Origin of the sequence: Streptomyces sp. NBC_00440 (assembly GCF_036014215.1) — a bacterium.
In the GTDB taxonomy this organism is placed as follows: Bacteria; Actinomycetota; Actinomycetes; order Streptomycetales; family Streptomycetaceae; genus Streptomyces.
Window position 1 is genome coordinate 185,861 of sequence record NZ_CP107922.1, and the last position, 15,602, is coordinate 201,462.

16 protein-coding genes and 1 CRISPR repeat array (1 of these 17 cut by a window edge) are annotated in these 15,602 nt (G+C 69.4%); of the genes, 11 read left to right on the forward strand and 5 right to left on the reverse strand.

The annotated features are described in order from the left end of the window. Positions 1 to 414: a CRISPR direct-repeat array (repeat unit 29 nt; unit sequence CTGCTCCCCGCGCCCGCGGGGATGGTCCC); it begins 225 nt to the left of the window's first position. Positions 415 to 797: 383 nt separating this feature from the next. Together OHB13_RS38225 and OHB13_RS38230 are read right to left on the reverse strand one after the other, a co-directional pair. Beyond that, the gene (locus OHB13_RS38225; protein WP_328380668.1) at positions 798 to 1,061 is read right to left on the reverse strand and encodes a hypothetical protein; all 264 of its coding nucleotides are present in this window, start codon (positions 1,059 to 1,061) and stop codon (positions 798 to 800) included. Next, positions 1,058 to 3,655: a hypothetical protein gene (locus OHB13_RS38230; protein WP_328380794.1), complete on the reverse strand. Its 2,598-nt coding sequence runs from the start codon at positions 3,653 to 3,655 to the stop codon at positions 1,058 to 1,060. Before OHB13_RS38230 ends, OHB13_RS38225 begins: the two co-directional genes overlap by 4 nt. A 77-nt stretch (positions 3,656 to 3,732) precedes the next feature. Between OHB13_RS38230 and OHB13_RS38235 the strand changes: the two genes are divergently transcribed. Continuing rightward, entirely contained in the window at positions 3,733 to 4,269 is a 537-nt protein-coding gene (locus OHB13_RS38235) for a hypothetical protein (protein WP_328380670.1), read from the forward strand. Between the two features lie 472 nt (positions 4,270 to 4,741). Here the strand turns inward: OHB13_RS38235 and OHB13_RS38240 are convergent, their stop codons facing one another. From OHB13_RS38240 to OHB13_RS38250, 3 genes are all read right to left on the reverse strand, one after another. Beyond that, a complete protein-coding gene (locus tag OHB13_RS38240; protein ID WP_328380672.1) occupies positions 4,742 to 5,074 on the reverse strand; it encodes a helix-turn-helix transcriptional regulator in 333 nt (110 codons plus the stop codon). Between the two features lie 239 nt (positions 5,075 to 5,313). After that, positions 5,314 to 6,081, reverse strand: coding sequence for a GntR family transcriptional regulator (locus tag OHB13_RS38245; protein ID WP_328380674.1), 768 nt, complete (start codon positions 6,079 to 6,081; stop codon positions 5,314 to 5,316). Between the two features lie 2 nt (positions 6,082 to 6,083). Further along, positions 6,084 to 6,632, reverse strand: a complete 549-nt coding sequence (locus OHB13_RS38250) for a GntR family transcriptional regulator (RefSeq protein ID WP_328380676.1) — start codon at positions 6,630 to 6,632, stop codon at positions 6,084 to 6,086. 110 nt (positions 6,633 to 6,742) lie between these two features. Here OHB13_RS38250 and OHB13_RS38255 point away from each other — a divergent pair, with 110 nt between their 5' ends. The 10 genes from OHB13_RS38255 to OHB13_RS38300 all read left to right on the forward strand — a co-directional run bounded on the left by OHB13_RS38255 (position 6,743) and on the right by OHB13_RS38300 (position 15,567). Next, a complete protein-coding gene (locus OHB13_RS38255; protein WP_328380678.1) occupies positions 6,743 to 7,054 on the forward strand; it encodes a helix-turn-helix domain-containing protein in 312 nt (103 codons plus the stop codon). 281 nt (positions 7,055 to 7,335) lie between these two features. After that, positions 7,336 to 8,133: a hypothetical protein gene (locus OHB13_RS38260; protein WP_328380680.1), complete on the forward strand. Its 798-nt coding sequence runs from the start codon at positions 7,336 to 7,338 to the stop codon at positions 8,131 to 8,133. Between the two features lie 123 nt (positions 8,134 to 8,256). After that, positions 8,257 to 8,628, forward strand: a complete 372-nt coding sequence (locus OHB13_RS38265; RefSeq protein WP_328380682.1) for a hypothetical protein — start codon at positions 8,257 to 8,259, stop codon at positions 8,626 to 8,628. A 143-nt stretch (positions 8,629 to 8,771) separates the two neighbouring features. Next, positions 8,772 to 9,215 carry a hypothetical protein gene (locus tag OHB13_RS38270; RefSeq protein WP_443063011.1) on the forward strand — a complete coding sequence of 148 codons (444 nt, stop codon included), beginning with the start codon at positions 8,772 to 8,774 and terminating at the stop codon, positions 9,213 to 9,215. Positions 9,216 to 9,828: 613 nt separating this feature from the next. Then, positions 9,829 to 10,368 (forward strand): DUF6197 family protein, encoded by a 540-nt coding sequence (locus OHB13_RS38275; RefSeq protein ID WP_328380684.1) that lies wholly within the window; start codon positions 9,829 to 9,831, stop codon positions 10,366 to 10,368. A gap of 102 nt (positions 10,369 to 10,470) precedes the next feature. Further along, positions 10,471 to 10,680, forward strand: coding sequence for a hypothetical protein (locus OHB13_RS38280; protein WP_328380686.1), 210 nt, complete (start codon positions 10,471 to 10,473; stop codon positions 10,678 to 10,680). Between the two features lie 104 nt (positions 10,681 to 10,784). Beyond that, positions 10,785 to 10,982, forward strand: a complete 198-nt coding sequence (locus OHB13_RS38285) for a hypothetical protein (protein WP_328380687.1) — start codon at positions 10,785 to 10,787, stop codon at positions 10,980 to 10,982. Between the two features lie 216 nt (positions 10,983 to 11,198). Next, positions 11,199 to 11,408: a hypothetical protein gene (locus OHB13_RS38290; protein WP_328380689.1), complete on the forward strand. Its 210-nt coding sequence runs from the start codon at positions 11,199 to 11,201 to the stop codon at positions 11,406 to 11,408. Then, positions 11,405 to 13,141 (forward strand): DUF2637 domain-containing protein, encoded by a 1,737-nt coding sequence (locus tag OHB13_RS38295; protein WP_328380691.1) that lies wholly within the window; start codon positions 11,405 to 11,407, stop codon positions 13,139 to 13,141. Before OHB13_RS38290 ends, OHB13_RS38295 begins: the two co-directional genes overlap by 4 nt. A 356-nt stretch (positions 13,142 to 13,497) precedes the next feature. Beyond that, positions 13,498 to 15,567: a hypothetical protein gene (locus OHB13_RS38300; protein WP_328380693.1), complete on the forward strand. Its 2,070-nt coding sequence runs from the start codon at positions 13,498 to 13,500 to the stop codon at positions 15,565 to 15,567. Positions 15,568 to 15,602 lie beyond the last annotated feature (35 nt).

Below are 15,602 nucleotides of genomic sequence, written 5' to 3' on the forward strand. Positions count from 1 at the left end.
GATATGTGCCATCGCTGATCTGCTCCCCGCGCCCGCGGGGATGGTCCCCTCGATATGGCCTACTGGCTGGGACTCCTCGTCTGCTCCCCGCGCCCGCGGGGATGGTCCCCAGCGGTCACGGTCTGCACGGAGGCGACGGTGCTGCTCCCCGCGCCCGCGGGGATGGTCCCGCCGAAACCGTCACCGTCGCCTCCGTGCAGACCTGCTCCCCGCGCCCGCGGGGATGGCCCCACACCCGCGACGCAGAGCGCCGTCACGACGATCTGCTCCCCGCGCCCGCGGGGATGGCCCCGATGCTTCTTCACCCTGGACGGCGGGATGGGACTGCTCCCCGCGCCCGCGGGGATGGCCCCTCCCACAACTGGCGGTAGTCCGCTGCTGCGGTCTGCTCCCCGCGCCCGCGGGGATGGCCCTCGCCGGTTTCTGCTGTACCCCCGGCGCTGGCCGGGCATCCCCGCGCCTGCGGGGATGCCCCCCGCGGCTGTGAAGCCCGCTGGCCGTGAAACTCACGTTCCCCGTGCCCGCAGGGGACGGTCGTTTCGGTGGCTGCCTGGCGCCATGAACGTAGGACTGCGAGCCGTATCGCTGGGGACATGAGAAGGGCGTCTGCTCAGGGGATCATGTGCTGGGGCCCGCCAGCGGAGCTTGGTCTATCGTCCGGTGTCTCTCGCCGCGCAGTAGATTGGACGGACTGCTCCTCGCACCGCGGGGATGGTCCCGTCCCGCGCTCGGGCGGCCTCGCACGGCGGCCCTGCTCCCCGCGCCCGCGGGGGTGATCCCGAGCAATACGTCGAAGTTCACCGTGCACAAGGCTGCTTCGCCGCGCCTGCGGGGACGGTCCCTTCGAGCGGACTCCCTCGGGTCCCCCGAAATCCCTGCTCCGTGCGCCCGCGGGGATGGCCCCACTGGCCGCGCGGGAAGACGATCCGCCGGAGGCAGGGCTGCTCGGCGTATTGCGTGCCAGTGCGCCGCTTGGGCTTCTTCGCCTGGGTGGCGTCGTTCTTCTTCGCGGCCTCCCGGGCTGAGAGCAGGGCCTGGCGTGCGAGGTCGACGCTGCTCACGCGATCACCATCCCCGTGACTTCGCCGTTCAGTTGCCGGGTGGCGAACTCGGGCAGCCGGTCCATCCACGGCGCGGACCGGGCCTGCTCGCGCAGCTGCCCCAGCCGCGTCGCCAGCAGGTACTGCGCGGTGCGCTCCCGGGCCGCGTCGGCGACCTTCGTCGCCGCCGCGATGGCGTCCGCGCCGTTCGGGTTGTGCTGAAACCAGCGTCGCCCCTGCTCGGTCCGGTACGCCCGGCGGGCCTCCGCCTCGGCTTCCTCGGTCCGGCACAGCCGCCCCAGCACGTTGCTGCGGTACTCCGGCAGCGCCGCTTCCACGGTCTGGAGGGCGGCGAAGGCGAACGCGGCCGCCGCAGCGACCGGGTCCGCGTCCAGCTCGCCCGGTTCCACCAGGTCGAGGAACTCCCGCCGGGTGCGCTCGATGTCGGCCTCCAGCGATGCCCGGACGTGGGCGGTGACGGCGTCGATGTCGGCCGGATCGTCCAGCACGGCCGACCAGGTCGCGGTGACCAGCCCGGCCTCCACGATCGCCGCCTCGGTCCGGCGCCGGTAGCCGCACGTCTCGCACAGCCCACTGGCCTGCTGCTGCCCGCAGTCCTCGCACGCCAACTCCTGACGGGCCACGTCGGCGGCCGCCGCGGCCTCTTGCTCGCGCTCCGCCCGCTCTGCCGCTGCCGCACGGGTCGCATCGCGCCGGGCCTTCTCCACGCGGGCCTGCTCTTGCCGCCACACGAGGTCCTCCGCCCTGACGGCCGCCTGCTCGCGCAGCCGCTCCTCGAGGACGCGCCAGCGCTCATCGTCGGACAGGCCGGGCAACTCCCGGTCGATGTCCGCGCCGACCCGCGCCCGGCGGGCACGGCGGATGTGAACCACGTTGGCGCAGTTCTCGCACCCGGTGCCGGTGTCGAGCCGGATCCCGTCGTCGCAGCGCCGGTCCGAGCACGAAGGCCGCTGCACCAGGCCCCGCCGGATCAGCCACCCGTACGGGTCGGTGACCAGGGCCTCGCCGCCAGTCTCCTCCAGGCGGCCGGTGAGCCGGTCCGCCAGCAGCCGCGGCGCACCGTCCGGCAGCGCCAGCAGACCCTCCAGGTGTGCCAGCTCCGTCTTCGCGGCGGCCTCCACCTGGTCCTGCTGCCAACCGCTCAGCCGCTCCCACAGCCACGTGACCGGCCCCAGTGCCACCCGCAGACGAAGATCAGCAGGCAGGCCGACCCGCCGCCGCTGCTGCGCCTTTTTACCACCCACGGCCTTCGGCCAGCCGCTGGCTCCAGCCCCGGCAGCGCGCTGTCCCACCCGCTCATCGACCGGGGACTTCTTCGGCTTTTCCCCGCGCAGCGGGCCGTCCTTCTCCACCGGAGACCCGGTCACGGCAGCGCCTACCTCGCCGTCGACGGCGAGGACCTCGCCCGCGCATACGCGCTCCGGTCGACGGCCTTCACCCCCACGGCCTTCGCCGGAAAAACCACAATCAAGCTGCGGAGGAACTACGGGAGTAACCACAGAAGCGTGGTCTGCGTGGAGCTCTGCACTACCGGGACGCTCCCGATCCACCGCATCCTCAGTGTCCTTAGCACCTCCGATCCCAGATGTACCAAGGGCACCAGCAGTATCGGCCGGAGCATGATCTCCGACTGCACCATCGGGACGCGCCGAAAACACGGCAGCGGAGCCCGAAACCGCCTCCACAGAGGCCAGCGTGCGGCCGTACGCACGGGCCACCGGCAGCAGCATGACCCGGGCCCGGCCGCGCATCCGCGTCGACGTCTTCCGGTGCTGCCGCGCAACGACACCGGCCTCCGTCAGCCGCGCCAGGACCTTCCGGGCCCCCGAGGGTGAGCAGCCCAGCAGCCGGGCCAGCGTCGCCGCCCCCCGCCCCTCCTTGACCTTCACCGAGCCGCCGCACAGCTGTAGCCAGCCCGATGCCCTCGTGGTCAGCACCATCAGCAGCAGCCCGAGCCGGTCGGTCGCAGCCCCCTTGCCCCTACGGCCGGTCAGCAACCCCGGCGGCGTCGGCTTCTTGCCCTCTGGCGTCCAGCCGTGCCCGAACAGCGCCTCGATGAGGTGCAGCAGCGTCGCCAGCTCCACCTTCGTCAGAGCCAGCGGGTGCCCCGCTCCCCCACTCTTGCGGGCGTTCCACAGCGGCATGACCAGGCAGTCCAGCCGAATCGGGTGCCCCTTCTCGTTCGTCACTACCTTCGTGTGCAGCCCGTCAGACGCGCGCAGCGGCGCCAGCACCCGGTGGTTGACCGTGGACCCGCCCACGCCCATCCACCGGCCCAGCTCCGCAACCCAGATCGACGTCTGGTTGTCGTTCTTCGCACCCTTCGGCGCCCGCGACTTCGCGTACAGCACCACCGCCGCGAGCCTCGCCACGTCCGACTGCCCGGCGATCGACGGGTCCGCCAGCAGTGCTTGGACCGCGGCGAGCAACCGCAGCCGCATCGCGCGACCGAGGCGCAGCGGGTCATCCAGGCCGCCATCGCCGGAGGCCGGCACCGACCGCAGCGCGGCCCGTTGCCGAGGAATGCCCGCAGAGCTGTTCGTGGCGTCGCCATACGGGTACGGCTGCATCGCGACGAGCGCCGCTTTCGACATCACAGGAACGCACCCCCGTCCACGCAGCACACGGGAATGAGCAGGAACCTGCTGCTGACCCGATCGTTGTGCGGGCCATGGCAGCCAAGAAGAACTCCGCCGCCCGCCGCGCCGGCGAAGCCGCACGCCGAGCCGCAGCAGCCCAGCGCATCGGCCCACGCCCCGTAAGGCCAGTCCTTCCGCAGCACCTCTACGACCTCAAACCGCCCGGTGTCTACTACCGCGAATGGGACACCCCGAAAGGCGCGGACGAAGAGGCGATGAAGAAGGGCAACGACGATTTCGGGCCGGACTCCGATGCTGCTCTCGGCATGCGATTCGTGCTGGAGTACCGCAGGACTTACGGGGTGCGCGTTCCGGTTATGGCCGCGCGTCAGCTCGATCAGTTCGTGGTCCGGACAGGCCTTGCGACCGACCTCGCTCAGACTCTGGGCGTCCCACCAGAAGAGGCCCGAGAACACCTGCACACCCTCCACGCGCGAGGAGTGCTCCTGATCGCCGACGACGGTTCCCTGTGGATGACCGTCCCACCCGGAGCCGACACGAACGACCACTGGGTGTTCGTGGAGAAGAAGGCGGACGCGCCACGGGAGCTCACCGTCGATTCCGACTGAGTTCGACAGCGCGGCTGGAGCGCGGGGGGCTGTGACTCGTAGCTGGCACTGGCGGGTCGTATTGCTGATCACACCTAGAAGAAGTGCCAAAAGCGGCTGCTGTGTGACAGATACAGACGGGACTTCTCGCGACGGCGGCTCGCTGCGAGCCGGAGCAGCCAGGCCGACAAGCCGATGAGGGGGGTGGTGCGGGCGGTGCATGCGGTGGATCTCCCCTGGTAGGGGAGCCGGAAGCAGCGGATGTGACCAGACAATCAGGGTAAAAAGGGGCCCTGTGCTGGCTATCTGGTGACGGATGCCTATCCTGGGGGTAGGTGACCACGCGGATCGCAAGATCCACTGGCATCACCCGGCAGGCGAGGTCACCCTCACTGCTAACGACTCAGGTTGTGAGGACTGCGAGTCGGTTTGCGATGAAGCGGGTCCCGTTGTGGCGACGGGGCCCGCTTTGCGTTTTATGGGCTTGATGTAGTCATCGCATCTTTCCGACTGACGTGGTGTTTGGCCTGGTATCAGCCGCTTCGGGGTACTTTGCGGCCAGGCGGTCCAGGAGGTGCGCGTATGCCTGCCGGTGCGGGGCGCGGGGCTGGGACGTGCCTGCCTCCCACCGAACGATGGCCAACCGCTGCACTCCGAGGGCCGTGGCTACCTGTTGCTGAGTCAAGCCGTCAGCCCTACGAAGGCGGGCACGGACAGCGGGCTCAGGTAGATCGGGAGGACGTTCAATCAGAGCATCGACGGCGTCCAACAGATTCGACATCGTGGCCCCCTTCTGGCGCGGCGATTGATCTACCGAAACATACATTGCCGAGATGGAGTCTGAGAGTAGGTGGCTCCAACGGGCGAGTCATCGCGGTCACTTGCGGCGAAGAGGCGAGGAGTCGTCGAGCGACCTTGTCGCGTGCCGCAGGAGCCGCCTGGGCGCCGTTCCTTTCTGTCGATCTGGTGAACGACTCGACGTTACCACCGTAAGTGGATAACGCTTAAGGGTGTGAAGATGTATGCGCCCTCGATCACTGCCAACCGAGGGCGCTCCTGCAGTCGCTACTGCACTCGCATCCTGTACCTCATGCGGTGCCGGTGCGCAGCCTTCGTCATTAGGGTGACCTCGATGGGGAGCCCTCCATCGGAGTACACGGCCCGGAACGCCACCAGGACCGGCATGTCCTTCGGTAGTTCGAGGGCGAGTACTTCTTCTTCCGTGGGGATCTCGGATGAGAGCTCGTCAATGAACTCGCGTGCGGGGTAGCCCATCTCGCTCAGCAGAGCGGGCGTGCCCCCGCGGATCCTGCGCTTCTCCATCATCGCCGTGTTCCTCGCTAGGCTCAGCGGGTAGTACGACCTTGTCAATTCGGTCGGGTCGCCATCCAGCGTGAGGATCTGTTTCCGCAGGACGGCGTGGTCTCCCTCTTCCAGTCCCAGGGCTTTGGCCACTTCGAGTGGTGGCTGCACGACCTCTACTTCGATTAGTTGCGAGCCCCCGGCCTGGTTGCGCTTCGTGGCTTCGGTCATCCACTTGTAGGGTTCGCCGGGAGCGGCCGGGGTCATGAACGTCATCGGTTCGAGGGGTTGCTGTCCGTGCTGGCGGACGAAGACGCCCTTGCCAGGAAGTCCCTCCAGTAGTCCCTCTGTTTTCAGCATCTGGAGCGCCTTCTGGATGGTCGTGTTGGCGACGCCACCGTGCTCTTCCATCAGCTCAGCTGTAGACGGCAGTTTGCTTCCCGGTGTCAGGTCTCCACGGGTGATGAGGCGTCGCAGGTCAGCGGCGATCTTCTGGTGCGGTGATCTCGGGTCCTTGTGCTCCCTTGGCATGGTCAGTTGTCCTGCTTCCGGAGGAGTCGGTAGTTGAGGTGCCGATGGGGCGGCATGGTCATTACGGAGGCCTCAAAGGGGATTCCGTCTGCCGTTTGGGTGATCCGCATCAAGCTCAGCACGGGACTGCCCGGTTCGAGTGAGAGGGCTTCCGACTCCTGAAGCGTGGCAATCCGCGTGCTCACATCCTCAAGCACGGCCGCGCCGATGTATCCCATGTCTGCAAGCAGGCTCACGGCGCCACCGGGGATCTTGCGAAGCTCTGCGAGGGGGGTGCCGGCTGCGATCGAAGCCGGATAGTACGAGTCGGCCAGTTCCACCGGAGACTCGTCCAGCAGGATCAGCCGGCGTCGCACGATGATGTCGGCGCCAGCGGCCAGGCGGAGCGCGCTCTGCAGTGCCGCGGTGGGCTGGAGGGTCTCGACGCTCAGCGTCTTCTGCCCGCCCCGGCGCCCATGGCTGGCCGCTTGATCGGTCCAGGCATCTGTTTGTCCTTCCTCTCGCGGCGCTACGTACGGGGCCGAATCACTCACCCACGCTTCGTCCGACATCGCATCCCTCCAGCTCGTGGAGCTCTGACCTTACTTCCTTGAGGCTCTCACCATTATGGCTCGCCTTAAGGGCTTGCGTCTTAAAGTAGTATGCGCTTAAGCTGTCACTCATGGAAGCCACGGAGACCACAGAATCGGCAGAGGGGGCGCAGCCCGGAGGGCTCAACGCCCGATCGGGCCGCTATGTCCGGGTCAGGTGGATCGCCGAGTATTTCGACGTCAGCCTGTCCACGATCTATCAGGCCATCGAGGCGGGCGAACTGCCCGCGGTGGCTATCGGGCTCGGCAACAAGAAGACCCTTCGCGTGCACCAGGACGACTTCGAGGCGTTCGAAGTCAATTGCCGGGTGCCGCTCCGCAGTGGCAAGGCGCACTCCCCTGCGGTCCTTGGCCGGGGCGAAAGCCGCGAGCTAGCTCTGTAGCCGTTCCGCAGCCCTGTTGGTGAGCGCTGAGAACTCCCCGGCTCCGGCAGCGAAATCATCATGGCCGCAATACCGCAAAACAGCAGGAGTCACTGCTCTTCGGAGCAGCGGCAGTGGGGTGAGCCGAGCTCCCCCGGCCGAGGCGCCTGTACCGAATAGCTCCACCTGATTCGCCCCGATGGCGCTGCTGCGCTGTCTGCCGCGCCAGGACCACAGCCGAAGGGCCGGCCTGGCGCGGCAGAGAAGGCAGCACTCGCACCCACCCCTGTCAGGAGGATCCGATGCCCCGCATTCGTCCCGGTCGTAACCGGTCCAAGAACACCAACCGCCGTGCGCCACTGCTGCTCAGCACCATGGCACCGGAGGACTTCAACGTCCGTCCGGGCGAAGTGAAGTCGATCTCCTGCCCCGACTGCCGGACCTGGCGCCGGATCATGGGCGACACGGTCCTCAAGATCCGCGAGCACTGCATCTCCGACAAGGTCGCGGAAGGCAAGAAGCACGCCCCTTGCCTCGGCACCGACCAGGTCGTAGTCATCGACATCGATGTACGGAGGTGGCAGGCCCGGCAGGATCGTCTGCTGCGGGACGCGATGCCCCAGGACAACCGGCGCGCGGCCCAGCAGCACTACAAGCCCCTCCCTGCCCCGGCCGCTCCGGTCTCCCAGATCGCGGCGGAGATGATGCTGGAGTCGACGCGCCAGTCCTACCTAGCCCACCGCAAGGGGTGCAGGGACTGCACGAAGGGCCAGCACTGCACGGACGGTGAACGCCTGGCGCGCCGCTTCGCACGGGTGGTCGTGAAGTCGCCCAACCACCACCGCGAGGCCAATGAGCTCCTGGCCCGCCAGGAAGCGCGCACAGCACGGCAGCACGCTCAGAAGCGGTCGGCGCTGCGCGGTGAGCAGTGGGCCAAGTGCAGCGAGGCTGTCGAGAAGGCGAACAACCAGTGCCGCGAGCGGGAGTCGGACACGCTCTCCGAGTTCCGCGCCCCCGGCCTCCCGCTGGCGCCGCAGGACGTGAAGGCGCACGACCAGCGACAGGCCGAACTGGGCAAGCGATACGCGCGGACTGCCTGACCCGCGTACCGATACGAATGACCACGGCCGCCATCCCTGCCCGGGTGGCTGCGGCTCCTTCCTATTTCTGATCCCGGCCGGTCACCACCTGGTGGCCGGTCTTCCTTTGAGCTGAGGACTCCCATGGCTATGACTCTGGATGCCATCTACGCCCGCTACTCCGCTCGCCTTGCCGCTTACGTGGCTGGCCGTCTGGGTGAGGGCCTGGCGGACACGGACGACGTGATCCAGGACGTCTGGGTCCACGCCGCCCAGCTCCTCGCACGCCCCGAACCGGCTGCGGCTTGGACGGTGCTTACGGGACTGGCTGATCGTGCTGTCGCAGCGCACCAGACGGTCGCGCACCGCGACATGGAGGTCCCGGTCGGTGCGCTGATGCCCGCAGCGCGCGTCTTCGCTGTTTCGGTGGTCGCCCCGGCATTGCCTGCCTCTGTGGAGTGGGCCGCTCCCGAAGAGCTGCCGGACTTTGAGGTCGCCTCCCGAGCCGCTGCTTGAGCTGACGCCTTTTGCCGGAACCGCGCCTCGGCGCGGCGTCGGTAATGGGCGCCGGACCCCGGCCCCAGTCCCACCACGCAAGCGCGCCGCCCAGGAAGTCGAGTCCTGGGCGGCGCTTACAGGTCCCCGCGAAAGGAACACCTGTGAGCACGATGATCGCATGGCCGTTGAAGGCCATCGCCGGCGCACTGAGCGCGACCGGCACCTGTCCCGTCTGCCACGGCACCTTCGAGACGTGCCGGTGCAAGTCCCGGCTCGTGGGTCGCGCCGGGATCGCCGACGACATCCGTCGCGAGGACGACAGTAGGGGTTACGAGCGGGACGAGGCCGACCAGTTCCACCAGCTCGTCGACCGCCTGGTCGTCACTGGTGACGACCGCGCCCGGGCAGCCGGACGCCGGGCCCGCCGCACCCTCGCTGAGATGGCACCCGGGTACACCCGGCAGCCGATCCTGCGCCTTACCCGCCCGCTCCCGATGGCGGGTGCGAACGACGCATGCCCGCTCTGCCACCGCTGGAACTGCGATCGCACCAACTGCCCCCCGTCCCGCTCCGCAGCGGCGAGCGCGGCGGCGGTGGCCCGATGAGTTCTTGTGGACACCCCCCAAGGCTCGTGACGGTCAACAGCATCGGCTCCGACGGAAAGCCTTACCAGTCGGTGCGGCACGAGCCGTGCACCTGCGGCGGCGGTAAGTAGGTGCATCACATACGGCGCGCCCGGGTCGCGCAGCACCTCGCGGCCCGGGCCGTTGCTGTTCGCGGTCTGTCCCATCCTGCTACTCAGCTATTGCTCGCGGCCGCCGCTCTGGCGGCCGCGAGTGCCTGGGATGCCGGTCACCGCGTAGCCGACACGCACCCCGCTCAGAAAGGCCGTCGTGCCACCTGACGGCCTGTACACCCGCTACATGCAGGCCACCACGGCCAACAGCACGACTGTTCCGTGTGCCTGACGAGACCGTGTCCGACGGGAGTAGCACTCGCGGAGCGGCTGGCCGGGCTTCAGGACGAGTACCTCCAGCATCAGCGTGACCCTGACACCTCACCTCACCTCACCTCAACGAAGAGGACCGACATGAGCACATTGTCCTTTTGTTGACGGCTGCCTGATCCGCCCGCACCGACCGCCCGATCCATTGGCGGCCGGATCGGGCGGTGACTGGGAGCCGGACAGCCCGGACCGCGATCAAAGATGAGGCCCGCATGACGAAGACGATTTTCACTGACGAGACGCTGCGCTTGGCCGCTGAGGCCATGGGCGAGTACAGCCGGTCTATCTGGGTCGGCCCGTCCGGCGAGCAGGTCACCGGCGAGCAGGTCGCCTGCCACTTGGAGGCCACCCGCGCTCTCCTGGACCGGGATGGCTGGGTCCGCACCTACACCTCCGTCGCGACGAGCGCCGACCGTACTGGCGATGAGACGGCGGTCACGGACAGGTTGAGCGAGGTGTTGCACCTGGTTCGCAACGCATTCGGGCCGGGCGACCTCCGGTGGCCGCTGTACAGCGCGCTGCTGGAGATCTCCGCCAGCGCGGACGGCGACGGGGACACAAAGTGTGTGGCCGGGCTGGTGTTGGACCTGGTGATCCAGACCCATACCGGGTCGGACACCGCGAAGGCTATTGCGTGGTCGGAGCGGATGCACCGTACGGCCGAGGACATCACGGCTCTGCTGATGGCAGGCGCCCGGTTCGCTCGCGCATACGGGCCCGGCGTCATCGCCGAGGGCCTGGCTGCTGCCTGAGTCGACCGGCTGTTCGCAGTGTGGGAGGCCGGTCTTCCCGTACGCCTGCTGGCCACTTGCTCATAGCACCACGGCCCCCGGAGTCCACGGCATCGCGGAGGAGTGGGTGGGGAGGGCCGCTCCAAGCGGCACGCCGCCCGCACCGCGACCGCGCTCAACGAACTGTTCGCCACGCAGCAGCTGTTCGGCATCGGCTCACCCGAGGCGCTCACTGAAGCCGCCAAGCTCCAGCCGCTGATCGACCGGTGCCGCCACTTCGGCATCACGACCGCCGACCTTCGCCGGCACGGCGCGCGGTTCCCCGAGAGGTAAGTCCGCGCCCGAACCGCGGAACCGCGGAATATTGGGCGCCCGTGCCCCGGGCGGCCGCCTCCAGCTCCTGGACAGTCCAGGAGCGGTAGCACGAAGGAGCCCTGATGGCCGGGATATTGGCCCGCTTTACCAGCCCGCTGCGCCACATCGACGCCGACCCGGACCGGCTGGTCCATGAAGCGCACCAGCTACTCCAGCGCGCGGAGGAGAACCACGGAGCGTGGGCGGCGATGACGGCGTACACCGGCATGGCCACGGTGAAGATCCAGCTCGCCCAGTACCTCAAGGAGCACCGCGACTGACCGTCGCTCGAACTCCCCGCCGCGGTCCCGACCGCCCAGCCGTGGCGACGCCGGAGAGCCGAAATGGCCCGGCAAAAGCAAGAGGCCCCGGCTAGGGGGCCTCTCCTTTGTTCTCGCGATCCGCTGACAAGGAGCGATTCGCATGGTCAACGCTACCAGCGGGGGCGCCCGATGAGTACAACCGTCGCCCCGGCCCCCGACAAGACTACGACGGACGTGGCGCGCAGCCCGCTGTCGGCGCTGCTGGCCACGGTCATTGCCGTGGTCGCCACCGTCCTCGCCCTGTTCGACCTGTTTGCGAACGGCCTGTGGCCCACGTGCCTGCACTTCGCTGTCGGTCTCGCCGTGTTCGGCGCGGTCCGGCTCTGCGTGGGCCTGGCCCTGGAACCGTTCTTCTCGACCGACGACCCGGAGCGCAGCACATGACCGCCGTCGACTTCCGAAAGCCCGACGTGATCCGCCCGGACGGCGACGACCTGTGCCCCTGGGACGTCCCGGCCGGCCCTCCCGACAACGACGCCCAGGAGCCGGAGCAGCCCGACGCCCCGGAGGCCGGCCCCGAGCCGGAGGGCGACCCGCGCACCATGCGGCTGCTCGCAGTCATCGCCGGAGTCGGTGGCCTGGTGCTCGCCGGGATCGGCTTCACCGGCTCCTACAACACCCTGCGGCACCTCGCGGAGGGCAAGGGCTTCGGCCTGTTCTCCTACGCGTTCCCCATCGGGATCGACGCGGGCATCCTCGTGCTGCTCGCCCTCGACCTGTACATGATGCGCAAGCGGATGCCGCTGCCGATCCTGCGCTGGGCGGCCCACGGACTCACCGCCGCCACGGTGGCGTTCAATGCCGCCGCGCCGCCGGGGCCGGTGATGGATGACCCGCTCGCGGCGTCCATGCATGGCGTCATCCCGGTGCTGTTCGTCGTCGCGGTGGAGGCCGCCCGCCACTACATCGGCCGGATGGCCGACCTGCTGGCAGGCGAAACCCCGCTCGGGTCGGTCCCGCTGACCCGGTGGATCCTCGCCCCGCTGTCTACGCCCCGCCTGGCCCGCCGGATGCGGCTCTACAACCTCCCGTACAAGGAGGTCGCCGCCCAGCACCAGCAGCTCCGGATCTACCGCGAGGGGCTGCGCCAGAAGTACGACAGCAACGAGCAGAGCTGGCGCAAGGCGGCAACACCGAACGAGATGCTGCCGTTCAAGTTGGCCCCGTTCGGGTTCAGCGTGGAGCGTGCCCTGGGCGTGCCGCTGGATGAGGAGACCAAGCACATCCAGCGGGCGGCACATGCGGCCGTTCAGCGTGCCGAGGCCGAGATTCAGCGAGTCAAGACCGATGTTCAACTCGGAGAGGCTCGCATTCAAGCGGAGGTCGACAAGATCCGCGCCGAGGGTCGGCTGAAGATCGCCAAGGCCGAAGCGGAACGAGAGGCTCAGGCGGAGATTCAGCGCGCCGAAGCCGATGCTCAACTGCGCGAAGCCAAGCGTCAGCACGCGCTCAAGCTCGCGGAGGACAAGGCCGCGGCCGAAGCGCAGGACCTTGCCGACGAGACCGAGAAGCGCCGCACGCTCTCCCGGATCGAGCGGGAGAAGGTGCAGGCCAGTTGGGGTCTGGAGCAGCAGCAGATGACCACCGAGGCCACCGAGCAGGAGCGCCGGATCCAGGCCGATTCCGCCGCGCGCGCCCAGCGCGACGAGGTCGCCCGCAAGGCCGGCCTGGCGGAGCAGCAGCAGCGCCTGGCGCTGGCCCTCGCCGGAGAGAAGAAGGCCCTCGAAGAGGCCGCTGAACACGAGCGGAGGGAGGCTGAACACCGCGCCGAAGCGGTGAACAAGGACCTGGAAGCACAGCGCGGCACCGAGGAGATCGCCCTCTCCAAGGCCCGCACTGAGGCTGCGATCGAGGAAGCCGCTGAGCGTCGGGTGCGTGCGGCTGAACACGAGGCGCGTGCGGTTGAAGCCGCCGCGCTCGCCCGCATGACCCAGGTCGACTGGGACGTGCACCGCGTCGTCGCGATGATCCAGGCCCGGGGCGAGAGTGCGGTCACCGTCCGCGTCATCGCCGACGAGCTGGGCGTCTCCACCGGCTCCGCGCAGGACCGCAAGACCAAGGCCGTCGACCTCCTCAAGGGAGGCGGCATTGAGGTTCCGGAGCAGGCCGCAGCCTGAAACGGAACCTGATCAAAGGGTCCTCCTGGTACCCACGGTCGTCCCTCGCGCCACCCTCTCCGGCACCCGCCGGTCGGGGTGGTCGCGGGGGTCGGCCGCGGCCGCCAGGCCGACCGCTTCACCCGCTCCACCCAGCGCGATCCGGCCCGAACAGCGGCCCGGAAAGCACCTTTTGCACCCCGACCCCGCCGTTTACGGAAAGTAGCGGCGAGGCGAGGCGAAGCGAGGCGACGCGAGGGGGAAACCCCCTCCCAGCCCCCTGCTGAGCCCTCCAACCGGGGGGTGACGGGGGTGTCCGCCCCCGCGTCGCGTCGCCTCGCTTCGCCTCTCCGCTACGCATTGTGAGGAGTTCCGTCGTGGCAGACACCGCGACCGCGCCCCCGGACGCCACCAGCGACAGCACCACCACCGAGGGCACGGACACCGCCGAATACACCGTCGTCAACGAGCCCGAGGCCACCACCGACCCGGCCCCGGACAAGCCGAAGACCAGCCGAGGACGCCCCCAGGCGCTGCCCCTCCTGGTCCACGGCACGAACGCAACCGGAATCGCCGCAGGCATCGCCTACGGCGTCGCCGGAGTCCCGGGACTCATCGCGGCCGGCGCGGCCGGAGCAGCCGTCGGCGTCGCCGCGCTGGCCGGGAAGAAGCGCTCGAAGGTCTCCGCCGCACGTAAGGCCGCAGCCGCGAACCGCTCCGGCGGCGGCTCCGGCCGGGGCGGTGGGGGCGCGGGCAAGGGCGGCCTCCTCGGACGCGGCGGTGGTCGCGGCCGGGGAGGCGGCGGTGCTGCCGGTGGCGGCGGCCGGATGAACGGACGCGGCGGCCGGATGAACACCGGCTCCACCGGGGCCGGGACCAAGAACCGGCCCGGCGGCGGGCGCCACGGCGCAGGCGGCGGAGCCGGGCGCGGCCCCGGCGGGTCGGGCGGCGGCAAGCACGGCCGCGGCGGCGGCCTGGGCGGTCTGCTCGGCAAGGGCAACCGCGGCAAGGGCGGCGGCGCGAACAGCCCCGGCGCCAACACCCCCAAGGGCGCCGGCGGCGGCAAGAACAACCCCGGAGGAAAGGGCGGCGCCGGTCAGCAGTCCCGCACCGGCAAGGCGTGGCAGACCCTCAAGGGCTGGGGCAACAAGATGCGCCGCAACAACGGCGGCGCGAACACCGGCTCGGGCGGCTCCGGTTCCTCCGGCGGCTCGGGCTCGGGCACCGGCGGGAGCGGCTCCGGCTCCGGCACCAAGACGACCACGCCCGCCAAGACCCGCCTCGGGCGCGCGCTGCAGAAGATGCGCGGCTGGGCGGGCAAGCTGCGCCGCTCGAAGAAGAAGAGCGGCTCCACCAGTTCCGGCAGCAGCGGCCCGACCACGGGGCGCCTCTACCGGCTGCGCCGCGTCGCCGCCCGCAAGCTCGGGCACTGGGCGCGCTGCGCCGGCGCCGGATTCCTCGCCGGACTCGGAGGGCTGCTCACGCTGCCCCTCGGACTCCTGTGGGGTGCCTGGCGTCTGCTCACCGGGCACCGCGACCCGCTCCACGGGTTCGCGTACCCCGTCCGCACCGCCGGACGGATCTGGCGGTTCTTCTTCCGCCGTTCCAAGGCCCGCCATGACAAGGAAGCCAAGGCGGACACGCTCAATCTCAAGGTCAACAACCCGAGGAAGGACACCGATCCCGTGACTGGACCCTCTCTGGCCGCAGGCACCACGGTGCTGGACGGCAACACCAGCAAGTTCGCGATGGCCATGCGCGCCGCGCACTCCGCCTACACCGGCTACAGCCCGCGCAGCATGATGGAGGTCGCTGCCGAGTACGCGGGCCTGCCCAACGGCATCCGGGCTGCGGCGCTGGCCGTGCAGCAGATGGCCGTCAACGCCGACCAGAAGTACCCGTGCAGCAAGAAGGCGCTGGCCAAGCTGAGCGAGGCATGCGCGAAGCTGGTCGCCGCCGCGGCCCGCGCGGACGGTATGGTCGCCTTCTTCCGCATGGTCCACGCGTTCGACATCGAGCGGATCGTCGCCCCGAGGACGAACGAGTGGATGTGGAACGTCACCCCGAACGGGGCCGATGCCCCCGAGGGCGCGATGTTCATGCCCGGCCGCATCGAGTCCGGGTGCGTCCTGATGGCCGTGCTCTACCGGACGTTCGAGCCGGTCCACATGATGCAGGTTGGCAGCGAGTTCCAGGGCATCGCCTACGGGCTGACCGCCCTGGCCGACTGCGTCCAGGTCCTGTACGAGCGCACCAACGCCCTGTACCCGGTCGACGACCGGGTCACGGATGAGATCGGCAAGCTCGTGTCGATGATCCGGGCGGCGTCCGACGACGCCGACATAGCCGCGAAGCTGTTCGTGGAGGACCACCACCGGGAGATCAGCCACAACATCAACCCCCGCAAGGGCCCGGCTGCCGAGTCCATGTGGAACACCCCCCGCTGACCGAAGCGGACCCGAGCACGACCAGCACCACCAGG